The organism is Paraburkholderia sp. GAS199, from assembly GCF_050436585.1.
Classification (GTDB): Bacteria; Pseudomonadota; Gammaproteobacteria; order Burkholderiales; family Burkholderiaceae; genus Paraburkholderia.
Map to the genome: position 1 here is coordinate 294400 of NZ_JBNDMM010000006.1, position 17242 is coordinate 311641.

The following is a 17242-nucleotide window of genomic DNA, read 5'->3' on the forward strand; positions in this document are numbered from 1 at the left end:
TCTCATGAGCGTAGCCGAGTATTTTTCTTCGATGGAGTACGGTCCCGCACCCGAGGACGATCAAGCCGCGCGCGCGTGGCTCGCGCAGCACGAGGCGCGTTTCGGGCATTTCATCGGCGGCGCGTGGCACGAGCCGGCAGCGGGCGAACGCTTCGCGTCGCATGCGCCCGCCAACGGTGAATCACTCGCCGAGGTCGCACAGGGCGACGCCGCCGACATCGACGCGGCCGTCGCGGCGGCGCGCGCCGCGCAGCCGGGCTGGCTCGCGCTCGGCGGCGCTGGACGGGCGCGGCATCTGTATGCGCTCGCACGCATGGTGCAGCGTCACAGCCGCCTGTTCGCGGTGCTCGAAGCGCTCGATAACGGCAAGCCGATCCGCGAAACGCGCGATATCGACGTGCCGCTGGTGGCGCGTCACTTCTTGCATCACGCCGGCTGGGCGCAGTTGCAGGAAAGCGAATTCGCGGCGTACGCGCCGCTCGGCGTGATCGGGCAGATCGTGCCGTGGAATTTCCCCTTGCTGATGCTGGCGTGGAAGATCGCACCGGCCATCGCCGTGGGCAATTGCGTCGTGCTCAAACCCGCCGAATACACGCCGCTCACCGCACTGCTTTTCGCCGAACTCGCGCATCGCGCCGGCTTGCCGGCGGGCGTGCTGAACGTCGTCACCGGCGACGGCCGCACGGGCGCCGCGCTGGTCGACCATCCCGACGTCGACAAGATCGCCTTCACGGGCTCGACGGAAGTCGGCAAGACGATCCGCACGGTCACGGCGGGCTCGGGCAAATCGCTGACGCTCGAACTCGGCGGCAAGTCGCCCTTCATCGTATTCGACGACGCCGACCTCGACGGCGCCGTGGAAGGCGTGGTCGACGCGATCTGGTTCAACCAGGGGCAGGTGTGCTGCGCGGGTTCGCGTCTGCTGGTGCAGGAAGGCATCGAGGCGCGCTTCATCGCCAAGCTCAAGCGGCGCATGGAAACGCTGCGGGTCGGCAATTCGCTCGATAAAAGCATCGATATCGGCGCGATCGTCGATCCGGTGCAACTCGCGCGCATCGAATCGCTGGTGGAAACCGGCAAGCGCGAAGGCTGCGCGGTGTGGCAGTCGCCGGGTTCGACGTTGCCCACGCAAGGCTGCTTCTATCCGGCCACGCTGGTGACCGGTGTGGCGCCGGCGTCCACGCTCGCGCAGGAAGAAATCTTCGGGCCGGTGCTGGTGGCCATGAGTTTTCGCACGCCAGACGAAGCCATCGCGCTCGCCAACAATTCGCGCTACGGCCTGGCCGCCAGCGTGTGGAGCGAAACCATCGGCCGCGCGCTGGATATCGCGCCGCGACTCGCATGCGGCGTCGTGTGGATCAACGCGACGAATCTGTTCGACGCGGGCGTCGGCTTCGGCGGCTATCGCGAATCGGGCTATGGACGCGAAGGCGGCCGTGAGGGCATCTACGAATATCTGAAACCGCGCGCATGGCTCAATCTGGGCGATCGCGCGTCACGCAAGGCAGAAGGCGGCGCGCAGCGACGCGAGCACGAAGCGAATCTGGCGGCGAACGTCGTCACGCTCGATCGCATCGACCGCACGGCGAAGCTCTTCATCGGCGGCAAGCAGGTGCGTCCGGACAGCGGCTATTCGCTGCCGGTTCATGCACCGGACGGCACGCCGGTGGGCGAAGTCGGCGAGGGCAATCGCAAGGACATCCGCAATGCGGTCGAAGCGGCGCGGGCGGCCTCGAAGTGGTCGCAGGCAAGCAGTCACAACCGGGCGCAGGTGCTGTTCTATATCGCCGAAAACCTCGCGGTGCGTGCCGACGAATTCACCCGTCAGTTGATGCAGCGCACCGGCGTGAACGAAAGCGCGGCGCGCGCGGAAGTGGATGCGTCGGTGGCGCGGCTGTTCACGTACGCGGCGTGGGCCGACAAGTTCGACGGCGCAGTGCATACGCCGCCGCTGCGCGGCGTGGCGCTCGCCATGCACGAGCCGCTCGGCGTGATCGGCATCGCGTGTCCGGACGAAGCGCCCTTGCTCGGTTTCGTTTCGCTGATGGCGCCTGCGCTGGCGATGGGCAATCGCGTGATCGTGCTGCCGAGCGAGACGTGTCCGCTCACCGTGACCGATTTTTATCAGGTAGCCGAAACATCGGACGTGCCCGCCGGCGTGCTGAACATCGTGACAGGAGAGCGCGGTGCCTTGCTGCCCGCGCTTGCCCGTCACAACGACGTCGACGCGTTGTGGTGTTTCGGCAGCGCGAAAGATTCCACGCTCGTCGAGCGCGAGTCGGTCGGCAATCTGAAGCGCACCTTCACCGACTACGGCCGCCAGTTCGACTGGTTCGATACGTCGAGCGAAGGCCGGCCGTTCCTGCGCCAGGCCGTGCAGGTCAAGAACGTGTGGGTGCCGTATGGCGACTGAACGACGGCTGCTGTCACGCTAGACAGACAACGCATCTGAACGAATGCACGCCAACCATGAAATGGAGGAGACAACGTGCTGAAGAATCTGGACCCGCTCCTGAGCGCCGACGTGCTGCATGCACTGCGCGCGATGGGTCATGGCGACGAACTCGTCATTTGTGACGCAAACTTTCCCGCCGACTCCGTTGCACGTGCAACGGTGACCGGCAAACTGCTGCGCCTCGACGGCGTGGATGCGGCGCGCGCGATTCGCGCGGTGTTGTCGGTGCTGCCGCTGGACACTTTCGTCGACGACCCGGCTTCGCGTATGGAAGTGGTCGGCGAGCCGGATACGCTGCCCGCCGTGCAACGCGAGGCTCAAGCCGAAGTGAACGCGGCCGAAGGGCGCGAGGTGCCGTTTGCGTCGATCGAGCGCTTTGCGTTTTACGAACGTGCGCGGCGCGCTTACTGTGTGATCGCCACCGGCGAGCAGCGCGGCTACGGCTGCTTCGTCTTCAAGAAAGGCGTATTGCTTGCGCCGGATGCGCCGAATCAGACCCAGCGGGGAGAGCGCTCATGAGCACCTCATCTGGCACTTCACCTGGCACATCCGTTGGCCGCGTGGTCATACTCGGCATCTACGTGACCGATCTGACATTCCGCGCACAGCGCATGCCGCTGATCGGCGAAACCATCGCGGGCTCCGCGTTTGCAATGGGGCCGGGCGGCAAGGGCTCGAATCAGGCGGTGGCGGCCGCGCGCGCGGGCGCGGACGTGGTGTTCTGCACGCGCATCGGCAACGACGCGTTCGGTCAGATCGCCCGCGCGACCTGGTCCGCGGAAGGCATCACGGCGCGCGCCTCGGTGGCCGAGGGCGTCTCCACGGGCGCGGCGCATATTTTCGTCGACGAAACCAGCGGCATGAACGCGATCATCGTTGCGTCGGGCGCGGCAGGCACCTTGAGCGCGGCCGATGTCGATGCCATCGAAGACGATATCGCCGCGGCGCAAGTGTTCGTCACGCAACTCGAACAGCCGCTGGCCGCCGCGCGGCGCGGTCTGGAAGTGGCGCGCAAGCATGGCGTGACGACGGTATTCAATCCCGCGCCCGCGCTGCCGCTCGACGACGCTATTTTCCCGCTGTGCGATTACATCACCCCGAACGAAACCGAAGCCACCGCGCTGACCGGCGTGCCGATCGCGAACGCGGACGACGCGCGCCGTGCCGCCGACGTGCTGCTCGCCAAGGGCGTCGGCACGGTGATCGTGACGCTCGGCGAAGCGGGCGCGTTGCTGCATTCGGCGGACCAGTCGGTACTGGTGCCCGCGTACCAATGCGGACGCGTGGTCGAGACGGCGGGGGCCGGTGACGGCTTCACAGGTGGTTTCGCGGCCTCGCTCGCACGCGGCGACGACGCCATCACGGCGATGCGCTTCGGTTGCGCGCTGGCCGGCATTTCGGTCACGCGTCCCGGCACCGCGCCGTCGATGCCCACGCTCGACGAAGTGAATCGTGTACTCGGCAGCACGCAGGAGCAAACGGCGCGGGCGTCGTGAACGGCGTCTGTCGTCAAGCGCGCAGTCAAGCGCGCAGTCAAACTAGTTAGCGCAGTTCGAAGGAGATCGTCCGCATCATGAAGTCTTCGTTCGCCGCTGGAAAAATGTTCGCCGACCGGCAACTGAATTTTCTGCTGATCGTCAACGTGCTCGTCGTGCTGATCGCGACGTGGCTTTCGCACGGCCAGTTCGTCGATATCGACAACCTGCAGTCGATGGGCGGTCAATTGCCCGAACTCGGCCTACTTGCGCTCGGCATCATGCTTTCGATGGTGTCTGGCAACGGCGGCATCGATCTGTCAGGCGTCGGGCTCGCCAATCTGTCGGGCATGGTCGCGGCGCTGATCGTGCCGCGCTTCGTCAATGGCGACGATTCGCCGGCGCTCTATACCGCGCTGTTCTGCGTCATCGTCGTGGTGATGGGTCTGCTGGGCGGTTTGCTCAACGGCATCGTGATCGCCCGCCTGCGGCTCACGCCGATTCTCTGCACGCTCGGCACGCAACTGCTGTTCACCGGCTTCGCGGTGGTGCTCAGCAACGGCGCCTCGGTGCACGTGGATTACGTCGACCCGCTGTCGAATATCGGCAACGGCACGGTGTTTCAGGTGCCGATCGCGTTCTGCATCTTCATTGCCGCCGTGATCGTGCTGGGCTGGCTGCTCAAGCGCAGCCCCTTCGGCCTGCGTCTCTATCTGATGGGCACCAATCCGAAAGCCGCGTTCTATGCCGGCATTCCGCGCGCGCGCATGCTGATCCTCACCTACGCGATGTGCGGCGTGCTGGCTTCGCTGGCGGGTCTCATCAGCGCGACGCATACGTCCAGCGCGAAATGGGACTACGGCAATTCATATCTGCTGATCGCCATTCTGATTGCGGTGATGGGCGGCGTGAATCCGGCGGGCGGCTACGGACGCATCATCTGCGTGTTCTTTGCCGCCACCGTGCTGCAATTCCTCTCGAGCCTGTTCAATCTGATGGGCGTGTCGCAGTTTTTCGGCGACTGTGCTTGGGGTTTCCTGCTGCTGCTCTCGCTCGCTTTCGCGGGCGGCGAACGGGTGCGGGCGATCTTCGGCCTGGGCGGCGGAGGTGCGGGAGCGGCGGGAGCAGCGGGAGCGTCGTCAAAACGCTGACGTGCGCGTAAAAGCGCGCACGTGCAGGGAGTTTCAAGTACGAGGCGGACATCATGCCCTGGCTGTCCGCGACGCCTAAGAGGGGCGAGACCGAAAGACAAAGGAGACAAACGCAATGAAACTGACTCGACTGGGGACCGCGCTCGCAGCCGGCGCCTTGACGGTGGGCGTGATGGTCGCGGCGCACGCGGCGACCAACGAGACGATCGTCACGGTCGTCAAGGTGACGGGCATCAACTGGTTCAACCGCATGGACGACGGCGTCAAGCAATTCGCCAAGGACAATCCCGGTATTAACGCCTATCAGACCGGTCCGGGCCGTGCCGACGCCGCGCAGCAACTGAAGATCATCGAAGACCTGATCGCGAAGAAAGTGACCGCGATCGCGGTGGTGCCGTACGATCCGCCGACGCTCGAACCGGCGCTGAAAAAAGCCATGGACCGCGGCATCAAGGTGGTGACGCACGAGGCGGATAACGCGAAAAACACGATGGTCGACATCGAAGCGTTCGACAACACCGCCTACGGAGCGGGCCTGAACGAACGGCTCGCATCGTGCATGCACAGCGACGGCAAATGGGCCGTGCTGGTGGGCTCGCTCGGCAGCCGCTCGCAGGTGCAGTGGGCCGACGGCGGCATCGGCAATGCCAAGGCCAAGTATCCGAAGATGAATCTGGTCGAGCCGAAACTCGAAACCAATAACGACGGCGAACGCGCCTACGAAGTCGCGAAGGAAGTGCTGCGCAAGCATCCCGACCTGAAGGGCTTCCAGGGTTCGTCGTCGCTGGATGTGATCGGCATTGGCCGCGCGGTCGAAGAAGCCGGCATGCAGGGCAAGATCTGCGTGTATGGCACGGGCCTGCCGACGGAAGCCGGCAAGTTCCTCGAAAGCGGCGCCATCAACGGCATTGCGTTCTGGGACCCGAAGCTGGCCGGTATCGCGATGAACAAGGTCGCGCAGATGCTGGTGGACGGCAAGACCGTCGAGAACGGCGCCGACCTCGGCATTCCCGGCTACAACAAGGTGACGGTCGCGAAGGGTCCGGGCAAGGGGATCATCGTGCGTGGCCAGGGCTGGGTGAACGTCGACAAGTCGAACTACAAGGAATACCCGTTCTGATGAACGGCTGATTGTTTGCCTCAAGTTTATCCGACTCGTGCAGCAAGGCGTGCCCATGTGGGCACGCCTCACTTTGCAATTCGCCACCATGAATCAAGACGTAGACTCATCGCTGTCTTCGCCATCGCAAACGCTGCCGCCGTCGGCGCAGCCGTTTTTGCAGGTGGTCGGCGTTCACAAGCGTTTTACCGGCGTGCATGCCTTGCGCGGTGTGAGCCTCGCATTCGAACGCGGCCAGATTTATCACCTGCTCGGTGAAAACGGCTGCGGCAAGAGCACGCTCATCAAGATCATCTCGGGTGCGCAGCCGCCCGACGAAGGCGAACTCGTGATCGAAGGCGTGCACCATGCGCGGCTCTCGGCGCTGGAGTCGCTCGCGGCCGGTATCGAAACCGTCTATCAGGACCTTTCCCTGCTGCCGAACATGAGCGTGGCGGAAAACGTCGCGCTCACCGCCGAACTCGCTACGCACGCTGGCAAACTGGCGCGTACCTTCGACCGCCGCGCGCTCGCGCAAACCGCCGCACGCGCGCTCGAAGCCGTCGGCCTGCCGGGCAGCGCCGATTTTCAGGCGACGCTGATCGAACAATTGCCGCTCGCGACACGCCAACTCGTGGCAATCGCGCGCGCCATCGCCAGCGAGGCGAAGTTCGTCATCATGGACGAGCCCACGACCTCGCTCACGCAAAAGGAAGTCGATAATCTCATCGCCGTGCTGGCGAATCTGCGCGCGCAGGGCGTGACCGTGCTGTTCGTGAGCCACAAGCTCGACGAGTGCTATGCGATCGGCGGCGAAGTGATCGTGCTGCGCGACGGCCAGAAAATGGCGCAAGGGCCGATTGCGCAGTTCACCAAGGCGCAGATCAGCGAACTGATGACGGGGCGTCATCTGTCGAACGAACGTTACCGGCAGGCGGGCGACGCGGGGCATGCGCAAGATGTCGTGCTCGAATTGCGCAACCTGACCCGCGCCGGCCAGTTCAGCGACGTATCGTTCAGATTGCACGGCGGCGAGATTCTCGGCGTGACGGGTCTGCTGGATTCGGGCCGCAACGAACTTGCTCGCGCGCTGGCGGGCGTGGCGCCGGCCCAATCCGGCGAGGTGTGGTTAGACGGCCAGGCCATCGCGCTGCGCACGCCTTCGGACGCGAAGAACAATCGCATCGGCTACGTACCGGAAGACCGCCTGAACGAAGGGCTATTTCTCGACAAGCCGATTCGCGACAACGTCATTACCGCGATGATTTCGAGCTTGCGCGACCGCTTTGGCCAGATCGACCGGGCGCGCGCTACCGAACTGGCGGAACAGACCGTGAAGGATCTGCAGATCGCCACGCCGGGCATCGACAAACCCGTGCAGTCGCTCTCGGGCGGCAACCAGCAGCGCGTGCTGATCGGCCGCTGGCTCGCCATCGACCCGCGCGTGCTGATCCTGCATGGACCGACCGTGGGCGTGGACGTCGGATCGAAAGACATCATCTACCGCATCATGCAGCGGCTCTCGCAGCGCCGCATCGGCATTATTCTCATCAGCGACGATCTGCCCGAACTGCTGCAGAACTGCGACCGTATCCTGATGATGAAAAAAGGCCGCGTCGCCAACGAATATCGCGCCGACACGCTTGGCGAAGCCGACCTGTATCACGCGCTGCTTTCCGAAGCCGCCTAGCGCCGAGGACGTTTCCGCCCATGAATTCACGTATCGAACCGCAACACACTTCGAATCTCAAGCAGACCATGACCCCGCCCACCGTTGTCGAAGTCGCGCCACGCGTCAAGCCGCCCAGTCTGCGGGCGAAACTCGCGCGCAATCCCGAGTGGTTCACCGTCGCGCTGATTCTCGTGACCTGTCTGATCGTCGGCGTGATGAACCCGCGCTTTTTCCAGCTGGCGACCCTGTTCGATCTGCTGCACTCGGCCACCACGACGTCGCTGTTCGCGCTCGGCACGCTCGTCGTGCTGGCGTCGGGCGGCATCGACGTGTCGTTCACCGCGATCGCCGCGCTCACCATGTACGGCATCACCAAGGCGGTTTTCGCGTGGTGGCCGGACGCGCCGTTCGCGCTGATCCTGATCACGGGCGCGCTCGGCGGCGTGATACTCGGCGTGGTGAACGGCGTGCTGGTGCATCGGCTGAAAGCGCCTTCGCTGATCGTCACGATCGGCACGCAGTACCTGTATCGCGGTTTGCTGCTGACTTTCATCGGCACGACGTTCTTCATGAACATTCCGCACAGCATGGATCGCTTCGGCCGTATCCCGCTGTTTTTCTATCACACGGCCGACGGCTTGCGCGCGGTGTTGCCGGTTTCCGTGGTGGCGCTGGTAGTGGCCGCAGTGGTGACATGGTGGCTGCTGAACCGCACGATGATGGGACGCGGCGTCTACGCGATGGGCGGCAGTCTCGCGATTGCCGAACGCCTCGGCTACAACCTGCGCGCGATCCATCTGTTCGTGTTTGGCTATACAGGCATGCTGGCCGGTATCGCGGGCATCCTGCACGTATCGAATAACCGTCTGGCGAATCCGTTCGATCTGGTGGGCTCGGAACTCGACGTGATCGCGGCCGTGATTCTCGGCGGCGCACGCATTACCGGCGGCACGGGCACGGTGGCGGGCACGCTGCTCGGCGTCGCACTGGTGACGCTGATCAACAGCGTACTGATTCTGGTGGGCGTGCCGAGCACCTGGCAGAAGGTGATTATCGGCGCGTTCATTCTGATCGCCGGAACGCTGTTCGCGCTGCAGCGCAAGAGCTGAACAGGTTCGTTACGGGAGCGGTGCGCGCGTTGCGTGCGCGCCGCCCGATGCCTCGGTTGCGGTGTTTTTTACTGCCTTACTTGCGCTTGCGGTGCTCCTGGCCTTTCTCGGTGATGATGGAGTCGAAGTCGTCCACCTGCGAGAAACGCACGGCCTTGACCACGCCGAACTTGCTCATGTCCACCACGAGATGCCGTTCGACGGCGCTCGCCATGGCCGCCTGCTTGAGCGCCACTTCGTGAAAATTCCAGCAGGTCACGCCGCGCGCGGCATCGACGCCGCCCGCTGAAATGAAGGCCTTGTTGATGCCCATGCGCCGAAGCATCTCCAGACTCTCTTCACCCGCGAACGAATCCGACGACGGCACGTAGACGCCGCCGAGCAGGATCATGCGCACGTTCGGCTTGCGCCGCAAAATCTCGGCGACGTTCAGCGAATAGCAGACTACGGTGACGTGCCGCTCGGCGGGAATGAGCCGCGCGAGCGTGGTGAGCGTGGTGCCGCAATCGATGAAGAGGGTTTCGTTGTTGCCGATCAGACCCGCCGCGATGGCCGAGGCTTCCGCCTTGGCCTGCGCGAAGTGGTCTTTTTCGGATTCGAGGGAATAGCCGGCGTTGTTGGGGACGTCGGTGGCGCTGAGGATGTAGCCGCCGAGATACGTGAAGCGTTCCGGGCTGCCCGCGATATCGCGCCGGACGGTCATCTCCGACACGCCCAGCAGACTGGCGGCGTCGCGCAGACGCATCACGCTCTGTTTGGCCAACGCATCGGCAAGGGCGCGAAGGCGGTCGGGTTTCAGCATGGAAGTCCTGGCGCGTAGCGTGGGTGGCGTTATGTTTCGTTCGATTTCCTGAAAGAATTATAACAAGGTCACGACAGCGCGGCGAGCGCTGAATGCAGGCATCGTTCTGCATCGCGCACGCCCTGAATCACGACTTATTTCTTGTCGAAGCTCACCAGCTTTTTGTCTTTCGTATCGGCGACGAAAATGGCCAGCAGTTTCGCGGGTTCGGTGTCGCTCGCGTTTTCGCTGATGGTGTGATGCGCGCCGGGCTTCTCCGTCCAGTATTCGCCCGCATGATAGACACGCGTCTCGCCGTTGTTGACCTGGCTGCGGATCGCGCCGGACAGCACGTAGCCGACCACGAAGGCCTGACCGTGGCGATGCGAGGCCGACTTGCCGCCGGGCGCGTAGTCCACCACGAGCGCCGTCATGGTTTTGCCCGGCACGTTGGCGATGGCTTCGGCGAATGCCGGTGTAATCGTTTCGGGCGTAGCCGGCACGGCGGCGGCATCGGCCGCGAGCGCGGCGGGCGAGGCGCCCGTGAGAGCGGCTGCGGCGAGCGCGGCCGTCGCGATGAAGAGTCGCATTTTCATGATGTTTTCCTGATTCAGGCGACGACGTCGTCGCGATTGGTCGAGATGGCGGCCGCGTTAGCCATGCCCGCATTGAACGACGACGCCCAGTCGGCGGCCACCGCGGTCAACTCGGCGCGGGCGCGTTCCAGCGCTTCGGTGCGTGCGGCCTGATCCGAAAACTGCAGCGGTTGGGCGTCGACGAAAACCGGTGCGTTCACGCCGATGAAACCGAACGCCGCGCGCAACGCAGGTGTGAGCGCATCCATCGACGCATACGGCGAGCCGGCCCGCAGATCCGCGCCGCGGCTCGTGACGAACAGCGCCTTCTGACGCGTCAGCACGCCTTCGATACGGCCGTCCGCGGTGTTCACGTAGGTCAGGTTCGTGCGGATGATGTTGTCGATATACGCCTTGAACGCCGACGGAATCGACCAGTTGTACATCGGCATGGCAAAGACGAAGGCATCCGCTTCGATCAGGCGGCGGCACAATTCGTCCGACGGCGCGAGCGTCGCCTTCATCGCTTCGGTGCGTTCATGCTCCGGCGTGTAGGTCGCAATCGCGAACGCTTCGGTGACGTGCGCGGGAGTGTCGACCGAAACATCGAGATAATCGACTTCGAATTCGACGCCTTGCTCGCGCAGGCGCTCCAGAAAAAACCGGCTCAAGGCGCGCGAGTTGGAACGCTCCCGCTTGGCGCTCGCGTCGACGTGCAAGATCTTCATGGCTTCTATCCTTCTAAATCTGTTTGGAACGAGAGGGGCGGCACGCCGCGCGGCTTACGCGGGCAGCTTGCGAAAGCCGATCGCGAAGCGGTTCCATGCGTTGATCGCGGAGATCAGCAGCGAGAGGTCGACCAGTTCTTCGTCGCTGAAGTGCGGGCGCACGGCTTGCCACACGGCGTCGGGCACATGGTCTTGCGAGACGAGCGTCAGCGCTTCGGTCCATTCGAGCGCGGCGCGTTCGCGGTCGGTGAAGAAGGGCGTTTCGCGCCATACCACCACGGTCGCCAGACGGCGTTCCGTTTCGCCGCCTTTGCGGGCGTCCGTGACGTGCATGTCGACACAGAACGCGCATCCGTTGATCTGCGAAGCGCGCAGGCGGACCAGTTCGGTCAGCGATTTTTCGAGGGCCGATTTGCCGATGCGTTCTTCGACGGCGAGCAGCGCCTTGATGGCGGCGGGATTGGCTTTGTAGAAGTCGAGACGTTGTTCCATGATGCACTCCTGGGTGGGTGGTTGCCGGCGCTGATGGGTGCGTTGGCAGTGAGTGCAGAATAGAGGTTTGACTGGCTCGATTAAATGACCGGTTTTGGCTAATTTCAGGTAACCACTTCGAAGCGGCTTGGGTCTGAGGAATTCAGCCGTTTTCAGGCCGTTCTGCGCGCCCAGTGCACGAGGCCCGCGCAAGCCACCAGCAGCGTGCCCGTGACGAAGAAAACCGAGTGCAGTCCGAGCGCCACGCCGATCTGGCCGCCGATCACCGGGCCGATCACCTGTCCGCTGAATTGCGCCGATTGCAGGTAGCCGAGCATCTGGCCGGTGTTGTTTTCGTCGACCGACTGACGGGCGAGTTTGGCGATGGCGGGCAGCAGTCCGGCGAGCGTCATGCCCATCAGCACGCGCAGTGCCGCGAGTTGCCACCAGTGCGTGACGAACGCCTGCGGAATCATCACGATGCCGGTCAGCACGAGACACGCCACGATCACGTTCCAGCTGCCGATGCGATCGGCCAGCGCGCCGAGCCTTGCCGCGGTGAGCATGCTGCCGAGCGCCGAACTCGCCATCACCACGCCGGCGATACGCGCCAGGTGATCGTCCGGCACGCCGAGTCCGCCGATATACACCGTGATTACCGGCTCGATCGACATGTTGGCGAGCAGCACCATCATGGCGGTGACGAGCAGCGCGGCGATCACCAGATAATTCGCGCGGCGAGGCGTGGTGCGCTGCGGCTGGCTCGCGCCGCGACGGGACCGGTCCGCGCGACTGAAGTCTTCCTTGACGACGAAAATCGTCAGCAAGGCCGCTACCGCGATCATGGCGCCGCCCGCGAAGAAGGTGCCGCGTATGCCGATCCATCCCGGCAGCAGGCCGCCTACAAGCGGTCCAATCAGGTTGCCCGCGAGCGCGCCGGTGGACAGAATGCCGAGCGCCCAGCCGGCCCGTTCGCGCGGCGCCTGCGAGCCGACCATCACCGTGGAAGCGGACGCGTAGCCGCCCACCAGACCCGCTATCAGCCGCAAGCCCACCAGTTGATGCACGGAATGCACCACGCCGATCAGCGACATGACCACCGCCATGCCGACGGCGGCCCGCACGAGCATGGCCTTGCGGCCGTAGCGGTCGGCGAGCCGTCCCCACAGCGGCGCCGTCAGCGCAGTGCCGAGAAAGGTCGCGCCGAACGCGATGCCCGACCACTGGATCACGGCCGCCGTGGACTGCACGCCGAGTTGCCGCACGTATAGCGGCAGGAACGGCAGCAGCATGCTCAGACTGACGAGCGTGGTGAAGGAGCCGAACACGCACACCGCCAGATTGCGTTTCCAGTGAAGCGCATTGCGTTCGGCGTAGCCGGGCTGCGCCGATGTCGTGCTCGATCCGGGAAGCGGGGGACTGGTCGGGTTCATCGTGTTCTCAATACGGGAAACTGGGTGGCGAAAACGTAGCCGCGTTATTTGAGCGCGCGCTGCTTGCGGTATTCGTCAACCGGCAAGCCGCCCCAGCCCCAGTTTTCCTTCTCGACTTCCTCGATCACCACGAAGGTGGCGTCGAGCGGTTTGTTGAGCACGTCGAGCAGCAACTGGCTGACGCCCTGAATGAGTTGCGCCTTTTCTTGCGCCGTGACGCCGGTGGCGCCCGGTGTCGTGCCTTCGCGGGTAACCTGAATCGTGACGATGGGCATGATGCTCTCCTTGGCAGGTCGTGAATAAGTCAAACAGCGAATGAGTCGGGATGGACGCGCTCAGTGTCCCGCGCTCTGGCCACCGTCGACGTGCAGGATTTCGCCCGTCACGAAGGGTGCATTATCCAGAAACAGGATGGCGTCGACGATATCGCTCATTTCACCCATGCGGCCGACAGGGTGAAGCGCGCCGAGCGCCGCGTGAGTGTCCGGTGCGTGCATCGGCGATTTGATGATGCCGGGCGAGACCGCGTTGGCACGAATGCCGCGTTTCGCGTATTCGATCGCGAGCGACTTCGTTGCGGCGTTCAGACCGCCTTTGGTAAGCGAAGCGAGCACGGAGGGGACACCTTCGATGGCGTGATCGGTGAGGCTGGTGGTCACGCTCACGATATGCCCGCTGCCATGCTTTTCCATTTCGCCGATGGCGAGTTGGGTGATGGTGAAGAAGCCGGCGAGATTCACGCCGGTCACGGCGGCGTAGTCTTCGGCGGTGTACGAGGTGAAGGGCTTTGCAACGAAAATGCCCGCGTTGTTGACCAGCGTGTCGATCCGGCCGAAGCGCGCCACGCCTTCGGTAATCACGCGACGCGCGGTGTCGGGGTCGCCGATGTCGCCGGCCACCGTCACGAGCTTCGGATTGTCCGAGGGCTGGATGCCGCGCGCGGTTGCCACTACGCGATAGCCGCGTTCCAGCAATGCCTTCACGAGTTCTGCACCAATGCCTTGCGATGCGCCTGTCACGACGGCGACTTTGTTCGAGGTGTTCATGTTCGATCTCCGGGAAAGTTGAATCGGCCTTTTGCCGAGCGGGCCAGCGGCACCGATAGGTACGCAATCTAGGCGCATCGGCGAGAAGTTCGAATACCCGGCGTGGACAAACACTTGTGACGCGCAGGAACAAATCGGCACGGCGCGGCCGTCATTCGGGCAGAATGACAGACGGGCCCATCGTCAGAGCGTGACCATGCAGCGTCAATTCGAAGACCTTCTTCTCGGCAGCATCGAACTGTTTTGTCTCGCCTCGGAGTTGAGCAGTTTCACGGCCGCCGCCACCGCGGCGAGCGTGACACCGGCCGCGGTGAGCCGCGCAGTGGCGCGACTCGAAAAGCGCCTCGGCGCACGGCTTTTCGTGCGAACCACCCGTCAAATCCGTCTCACCGATCTGGGCCGTCGTTACTTCGAGCAATGTCAGCAGGCATTGCGGCAACTGGTCGATGCCGAGCGCGAAGCCACCGGGCAACAGGTGACGCCGTCCGGCGTGCTGCGCATCAGCATGCCCACGCCCTACGGCCATTACCGCGTATTGCCGCTACTCGCGCAATTCCGCGCGCGCTATCCGCAAGTCACGGTGGAAACGCACCTCAGCAATCGCAATATCGATTTCGCGGACGAAGGTTTCGATCTCGCGATTCGCGGGAAAGCGCCGCAAGATTCGGGGCTGATCGCGCGCAAACTCGAAGACGCGGAACTCGTCGTGGTGGGGGCGCCGGCTTATCTGCGCAAGGCCGCAAAACTCAAGACGCCGGACGACCTCGCCGCGCATGAATGCATCCAGTTCGAATTGCCGAGTAGCGGCCGCAATATTCCCTGGCTTTTCATGCGTGACGGCGAGAGCGTTGAAATCGAGACGCAGGGCGCGTATGGCACGTCCGGTGACGTGCTTGCCGGCGTCACGCTCGCGTGTCATGGCGCAGGCCTCTTTCAAACCTATCGCTTCGTGGTGGAAAAAGAGCTGGCAGCCGGCACGCTCAAGGAAGTACTGACGCCATACGGCGGCGGATCGCGCCCGTTCATTCTGCTCTTTCCGCACGGGCGGCACCTGTCCACGCGCGTGCGCAGTTTCGTCGACTTCCTGATGGAGCGGCTGGCGCAGTAGCGGCGGTGACGCAATGGACGCGCCAGCAGCGAAAGTGCGAATCCGTTACGCTATGGGCAGGACCGCGCCGCTGTGCGTTCGCGCAGTCCGTTCTTGTCTTAGTGCGCGCGTCGAACCGTGCGCTTGGCTGCGCACTCATGCGTGCAGTCCCATTTCCCCATCCACAAGGAGCTTTCATGGCAAACGCGTTATACGACATACCTCTGAAGCAGATCGACGGCAGCGAAACGAGCCTCGCCAGCTATCGCGGGAAGGTGCTGCTGGTCGTCAACGTGGCGTCGAAATGCGGACTCACGCCGCAATACAGCGCGCTTGAAAGTCTGTATCAGGACAAGCAGGCCAAAGGACTCGAAGTGCTCGGCTTTCCCGCGAACAACTTCAAAGGCCAGGAACCCGGCAGCGACAGCGAAATTGCTTCCTTCTGCTCGACGAACTACGACGTGCATTTCCCGCTGTTCTCGAAGATCTCGGTGTTGGGCGAAGACCAGCATCCGCTCTATGCGCAACTGACCGAAGCCGTGCCTGCCGCGACGGGTGAAGGTCCGTTCCGCGAACGGCTCAAGGGCTACGGCATCAATCCCACTAGTCAGACCGATGTGCTGTGGAATTTCGAAAAATTCCTGGTTGGGCGCAATGGCGAAGTGGTGGGGCGCTTCTCTCCGGACGTCACCGCCGACGATCCACGCCTCGTCGCCGCGATCGACGCGGAGCTGGCGAAAGCCGCTTGAATCGTAGGTGATTTGTGCATTAGCGAGGCCGGAGGTGTTGGCGTCAGCCCGCGTCCGGCGGCAACACGAGCGCGCCGCAGCCAGTATCCGCAACGAACGTGGCGAGCAGCCTCGCGGAGTGGGCCGGGTCCGGGTTCTCGGCGAACAAGTGCAGGGCACGTGGCGGCTCGAACCAGGTCTGACCGGCGGCATACACGGCGGCCGGCGTGCCCTCCATCTGCGAGCGGACGGTGCCTTGCAGCACCACGGCCGTGACCGATCCCGGATGCCGGTGCGCGGGCGTATAGGCGCGGGGTGGAAAGTCCACGATCATGGTGGTGATGGATTTGCCGGGCACGTTCGGTAGAGGCTCGCACGCGAGCACGCGCTGAGTCGTGCGAGGACGGCTGACGGCTTCGCCGTCGGTGCCTGCCGCATTCAATACCGCGCCGTTTGTCGCGCTGCATAGCGTCGTGATCCACTGGATCGCAGCACGTGGCGCGGCCGGTCCGATAGCGAGCAGGAAGGCCGCGAGAACCGGCAAGCCGATCCTGCTCGTGTTCAATGAGCCGGTCACGTTCATGGCTGATCCGCCGCCTTTACGTTGCGCAAGGAAGGCAGCCAGCCGAGTTCGCGCCGGGCTTTCGCGCTGCTCACCTCAGCCTCATCTTCGGCAATGTTGTAAATGCCGCCCGGCGAGTAACGGAGCGCCAGCAACGCTGCCGCCGCGGCGGCTTCTACGTGAACCGGACTCGTGCCGGCCGGTTCGGCACTTCCTGTGCCCGGCCCGTATATCTGCCCATAGCGCAGCACCGTCCCGGTCATGGCCGACGCTTCCAGTACACAGGTTTCCAGCGCGACGACGCCTTGCACGCTGATGCTGCGAGGTGCGGGCGCATCGATATCGAGCGGCGAGGTTTCCGTGTAGGGCCGCGTACCCGTGCGATAGGCCCACGCAATGCTCTGCGCCACGAACCGCCTGGCGCCCGCTGCCGACGCCGCCGCCACCAGGTTGCGGGTGCCTTCGCTGCGGATGCGTGCGTTGTTCACGACGGCGTGCGCCATCTGCGCAGGATCGAGATTGCGCGGCAGGTCCGTCAGTTGATGAATCACGCTGGCCGGTTCGATGCGCGCGAGCGCCTTCGTCAATGCGGCCAAATCGAACACATCGACGATCACCGGCGTCACGCCGGCGTTTTCCAGCTTCGCGGCCCGTTGCGCGTGACGTGTGCTGCCGTACACCGTGTAGCCCGCGTCGATCAGAAGCGGGATCAGCGCGGTGCCGATCGCACCTGTCGCGCCCGCCAGAAATACGCTCTCTGCCATCATTTTTCTCCGGTTCGTCGAACGAAAACGTTCGTCATGAAACGCAGATTAGCTATCATATTGGCGGCGATAAAGAGCCAATATCGACGAACTGACTGAGCCATTT

General features: G+C 64.0%; 18 protein-coding genes. 9 read left to right on the plus strand and 9 right to left on the minus strand.

Annotated elements, in window-relative coordinates; all coding sequences use genetic code 11:
• Positions 1 to 4: 4 nt before the first annotated feature.
• From P3T18_RS23320 to P3T18_RS23350, 7 genes are all read left to right on the plus strand, one after another.
• Entirely contained in the window at positions 5 to 2413 is a 2409-nt protein-coding gene (locus P3T18_RS23320) for an aldehyde dehydrogenase family protein (RefSeq protein ID WP_429302326.1), read from the plus strand.
• 75 nt (positions 2414 to 2488) lie between these two features.
• Positions 2489 to 2974, plus strand: coding sequence for an RbsD/FucU family protein (locus P3T18_RS23325; RefSeq protein ID WP_429302327.1), 486 nt, complete (start codon positions 2489 to 2491; stop codon positions 2972 to 2974).
• Positions 2971 to 3951, plus strand: coding sequence for a ribokinase (gene rbsK / locus P3T18_RS23330; protein WP_429302328.1), 981 nt, complete (start codon positions 2971 to 2973; stop codon positions 3949 to 3951). Before P3T18_RS23325 ends, rbsK begins: the two co-directional genes overlap by 4 nt.
• 77 nt (positions 3952 to 4028) lie before the next feature.
• Positions 4029 to 5081, plus strand: a complete 1053-nt coding sequence (locus P3T18_RS23335; protein ID WP_429302329.1) for an ABC transporter permease — start codon at positions 4029 to 4031, stop codon at positions 5079 to 5081.
• Positions 5082 to 5196: 115 nt separating this feature from the next.
• On the plus strand, positions 5197 to 6201 hold the full coding sequence (locus P3T18_RS23340) for an autoinducer 2 ABC transporter substrate-binding protein (protein ID WP_429302330.1): 1005 nt from the start codon (positions 5197 to 5199) through the stop codon (positions 6199 to 6201).
• 88 nt (positions 6202 to 6289) lie between these two features.
• Positions 6290 to 7870, plus strand: a complete 1581-nt coding sequence (locus tag P3T18_RS23345) for a sugar ABC transporter ATP-binding protein (RefSeq protein ID WP_429302331.1) — start codon at positions 6290 to 6292, stop codon at positions 7868 to 7870.
• A gap of 20 nt (positions 7871 to 7890) precedes the next feature.
• Positions 7891 to 8961 carry an ABC transporter permease gene (locus P3T18_RS23350; RefSeq protein WP_429302332.1) on the plus strand — a complete coding sequence of 357 codons (1071 nt, stop codon included), beginning with the start codon at positions 7891 to 7893 and terminating at the stop codon, positions 8959 to 8961.
• Between the two features lie 76 nt (positions 8962 to 9037).
• Here P3T18_RS23350 and P3T18_RS23355 read toward each other — a convergent pair whose 3' ends face one another.
• The 7 genes from P3T18_RS23355 to P3T18_RS23385 form a co-directional block, all read right to left on the minus strand.
• On the minus strand, positions 9038 to 9763 hold the full coding sequence (locus P3T18_RS23355; RefSeq protein ID WP_429302333.1) for a DeoR/GlpR family DNA-binding transcription regulator: 726 nt from the start codon (positions 9761 to 9763) through the stop codon (positions 9038 to 9040).
• Between the two features lie 134 nt (positions 9764 to 9897).
• Complete coding sequence (locus tag P3T18_RS23360; RefSeq protein ID WP_429302334.1) at positions 9898 to 10338, minus strand: cupin domain-containing protein; 441 nt, start codon at positions 10336 to 10338, stop codon at positions 9898 to 9900.
• A 14-nt stretch (positions 10339 to 10352) separates the two neighbouring features.
• Positions 10353 to 11045, minus strand: a complete 693-nt coding sequence (locus tag P3T18_RS23365) for an FMN-dependent NADH-azoreductase (protein WP_429302335.1) — start codon at positions 11043 to 11045, stop codon at positions 10353 to 10355.
• A 54-nt stretch (positions 11046 to 11099) separates the two neighbouring features.
• Complete coding sequence (locus P3T18_RS23370) at positions 11100 to 11537, minus strand: carboxymuconolactone decarboxylase family protein (RefSeq protein ID WP_429302336.1); 438 nt, start codon at positions 11535 to 11537, stop codon at positions 11100 to 11102.
• A gap of 152 nt (positions 11538 to 11689) precedes the next feature.
• A complete protein-coding gene (locus P3T18_RS23375) occupies positions 11690 to 12949 on the minus strand; it encodes an MFS transporter (protein ID WP_429302337.1) in 1260 nt (419 codons plus the stop codon).
• A gap of 44 nt (positions 12950 to 12993) precedes the next feature.
• Positions 12994 to 13224 carry a tautomerase family protein gene (locus P3T18_RS23380; RefSeq protein WP_429302338.1) on the minus strand — a complete coding sequence of 77 codons (231 nt, stop codon included), beginning with the start codon at positions 13222 to 13224 and terminating at the stop codon, positions 12994 to 12996.
• 60 nt (positions 13225 to 13284) lie between these two features.
• Positions 13285 to 13995 carry an SDR family NAD(P)-dependent oxidoreductase gene (locus P3T18_RS23385; protein WP_429302339.1) on the minus strand — a complete coding sequence of 237 codons (711 nt, stop codon included), beginning with the start codon at positions 13993 to 13995 and terminating at the stop codon, positions 13285 to 13287.
• Positions 13996 to 14191: 196 nt separating this feature from the next.
• Between P3T18_RS23385 and P3T18_RS23390 the strand changes: the two genes are divergently transcribed.
• Together P3T18_RS23390 and P3T18_RS23395 are read left to right on the plus strand one after the other, a co-directional pair.
• The gene (locus P3T18_RS23390) at positions 14192 to 15103 is read left to right on the plus strand and encodes a LysR substrate-binding domain-containing protein (RefSeq protein WP_429302340.1); all 912 of its coding nucleotides are present in this window, start codon (positions 14192 to 14194) and stop codon (positions 15101 to 15103) included.
• A 176-nt stretch (positions 15104 to 15279) separates the two neighbouring features.
• Positions 15280 to 15831: a glutathione peroxidase gene (locus P3T18_RS23395; RefSeq protein WP_429302341.1), complete on the plus strand. Its 552-nt coding sequence runs from the start codon at positions 15280 to 15282 to the stop codon at positions 15829 to 15831.
• Positions 15832 to 15874: 43 nt separating this feature from the next.
• Here the strand turns inward: P3T18_RS23395 and P3T18_RS23400 are convergent, their stop codons facing one another.
• Together P3T18_RS23400 and P3T18_RS23405 are read right to left on the minus strand one after the other, a co-directional pair.
• On the minus strand, positions 15875 to 16393 hold the full coding sequence (locus P3T18_RS23400; RefSeq protein WP_429302342.1) for a cupin domain-containing protein: 519 nt from the start codon (positions 16391 to 16393) through the stop codon (positions 15875 to 15877).
• Positions 16390 to 17136, minus strand: a complete 747-nt coding sequence (locus tag P3T18_RS23405) for an NAD-dependent epimerase/dehydratase family protein (protein WP_429302542.1) — start codon at positions 17134 to 17136, stop codon at positions 16390 to 16392. The genes P3T18_RS23400 and P3T18_RS23405 overlap by 4 nt, the downstream gene beginning before the upstream one ends.
• Positions 17137 to 17242: the final 106 nt, after the last annotated feature.

Coding starts and splice junctions, on each gene's coding strand:
- P3T18_RS23320 (WP_429302326.1), top strand. CDS start 5: ATGAGCGTAGCCGAGTATTTTTCTTCGATGGAGTACGGTCCCGCACCC.
- rbsK (WP_429302328.1), top strand. CDS start 2,971: ATGAGCACCTCATCTGGCACTTCACCTGGCACATCCGTTGGCCGCGTG.
- P3T18_RS23335 (WP_429302329.1), top strand. CDS start 4,029: ATGAAGTCTTCGTTCGCCGCTGGAAAAATGTTCGCCGACCGGCAACTG.
- P3T18_RS23340 (WP_429302330.1), top strand. CDS start 5,197: ATGAAACTGACTCGACTGGGGACCGCGCTCGCAGCCGGCGCCTTGACG.
- P3T18_RS23345 (WP_429302331.1), top strand. CDS start 6,290: ATGAATCAAGACGTAGACTCATCGCTGTCTTCGCCATCGCAAACGCTG.
- P3T18_RS23350 (WP_429302332.1), top strand. CDS start 7,891: ATGAATTCACGTATCGAACCGCAACACACTTCGAATCTCAAGCAGACC.
- P3T18_RS23355 (WP_429302333.1), bottom strand. CDS start 9,763: ATGCTGAAACCCGACCGCCTTCGCGCCCTTGCCGATGCGTTGGCCAAA.
- P3T18_RS23360 (WP_429302334.1), bottom strand. CDS start 10,338: ATGAAAATGCGACTCTTCATCGCGACGGCCGCGCTCGCCGCAGCCGCT.
- P3T18_RS23365 (WP_429302335.1), bottom strand. CDS start 11,045: ATGAAGATCTTGCACGTCGACGCGAGCGCCAAGCGGGAGCGTTCCAAC.
- P3T18_RS23370 (WP_429302336.1), bottom strand. CDS start 11,537: ATGGAACAACGTCTCGACTTCTACAAAGCCAATCCCGCCGCCATCAAG.
- P3T18_RS23375 (WP_429302337.1), bottom strand. CDS start 12,949: ATGAACCCGACCAGTCCCCCGCTTCCCGGATCGAGCACGACATCGGCG.
- P3T18_RS23380 (WP_429302338.1), bottom strand. CDS start 13,224: ATGCCCATCGTCACGATTCAGGTTACCCGCGAAGGCACGACACCGGGC.
- P3T18_RS23385 (WP_429302339.1), bottom strand. CDS start 13,995: ATGAACACCTCGAACAAAGTCGCCGTCGTGACAGGCGCATCGCAAGGC.
- P3T18_RS23390 (WP_429302340.1), top strand. CDS start 14,192: ATGCAGCGTCAATTCGAAGACCTTCTTCTCGGCAGCATCGAACTGTTT.
- P3T18_RS23395 (WP_429302341.1), top strand. CDS start 15,280: ATGGCAAACGCGTTATACGACATACCTCTGAAGCAGATCGACGGCAGC.
- P3T18_RS23400 (WP_429302342.1), bottom strand. CDS start 16,393: ATGAACGTGACCGGCTCATTGAACACGAGCAGGATCGGCTTGCCGGTT.
- P3T18_RS23405 (WP_429302542.1), bottom strand. CDS start 17,136: ATGGCAGAGAGCGTATTTCTGGCGGGCGCGACAGGTGCGATCGGCACC.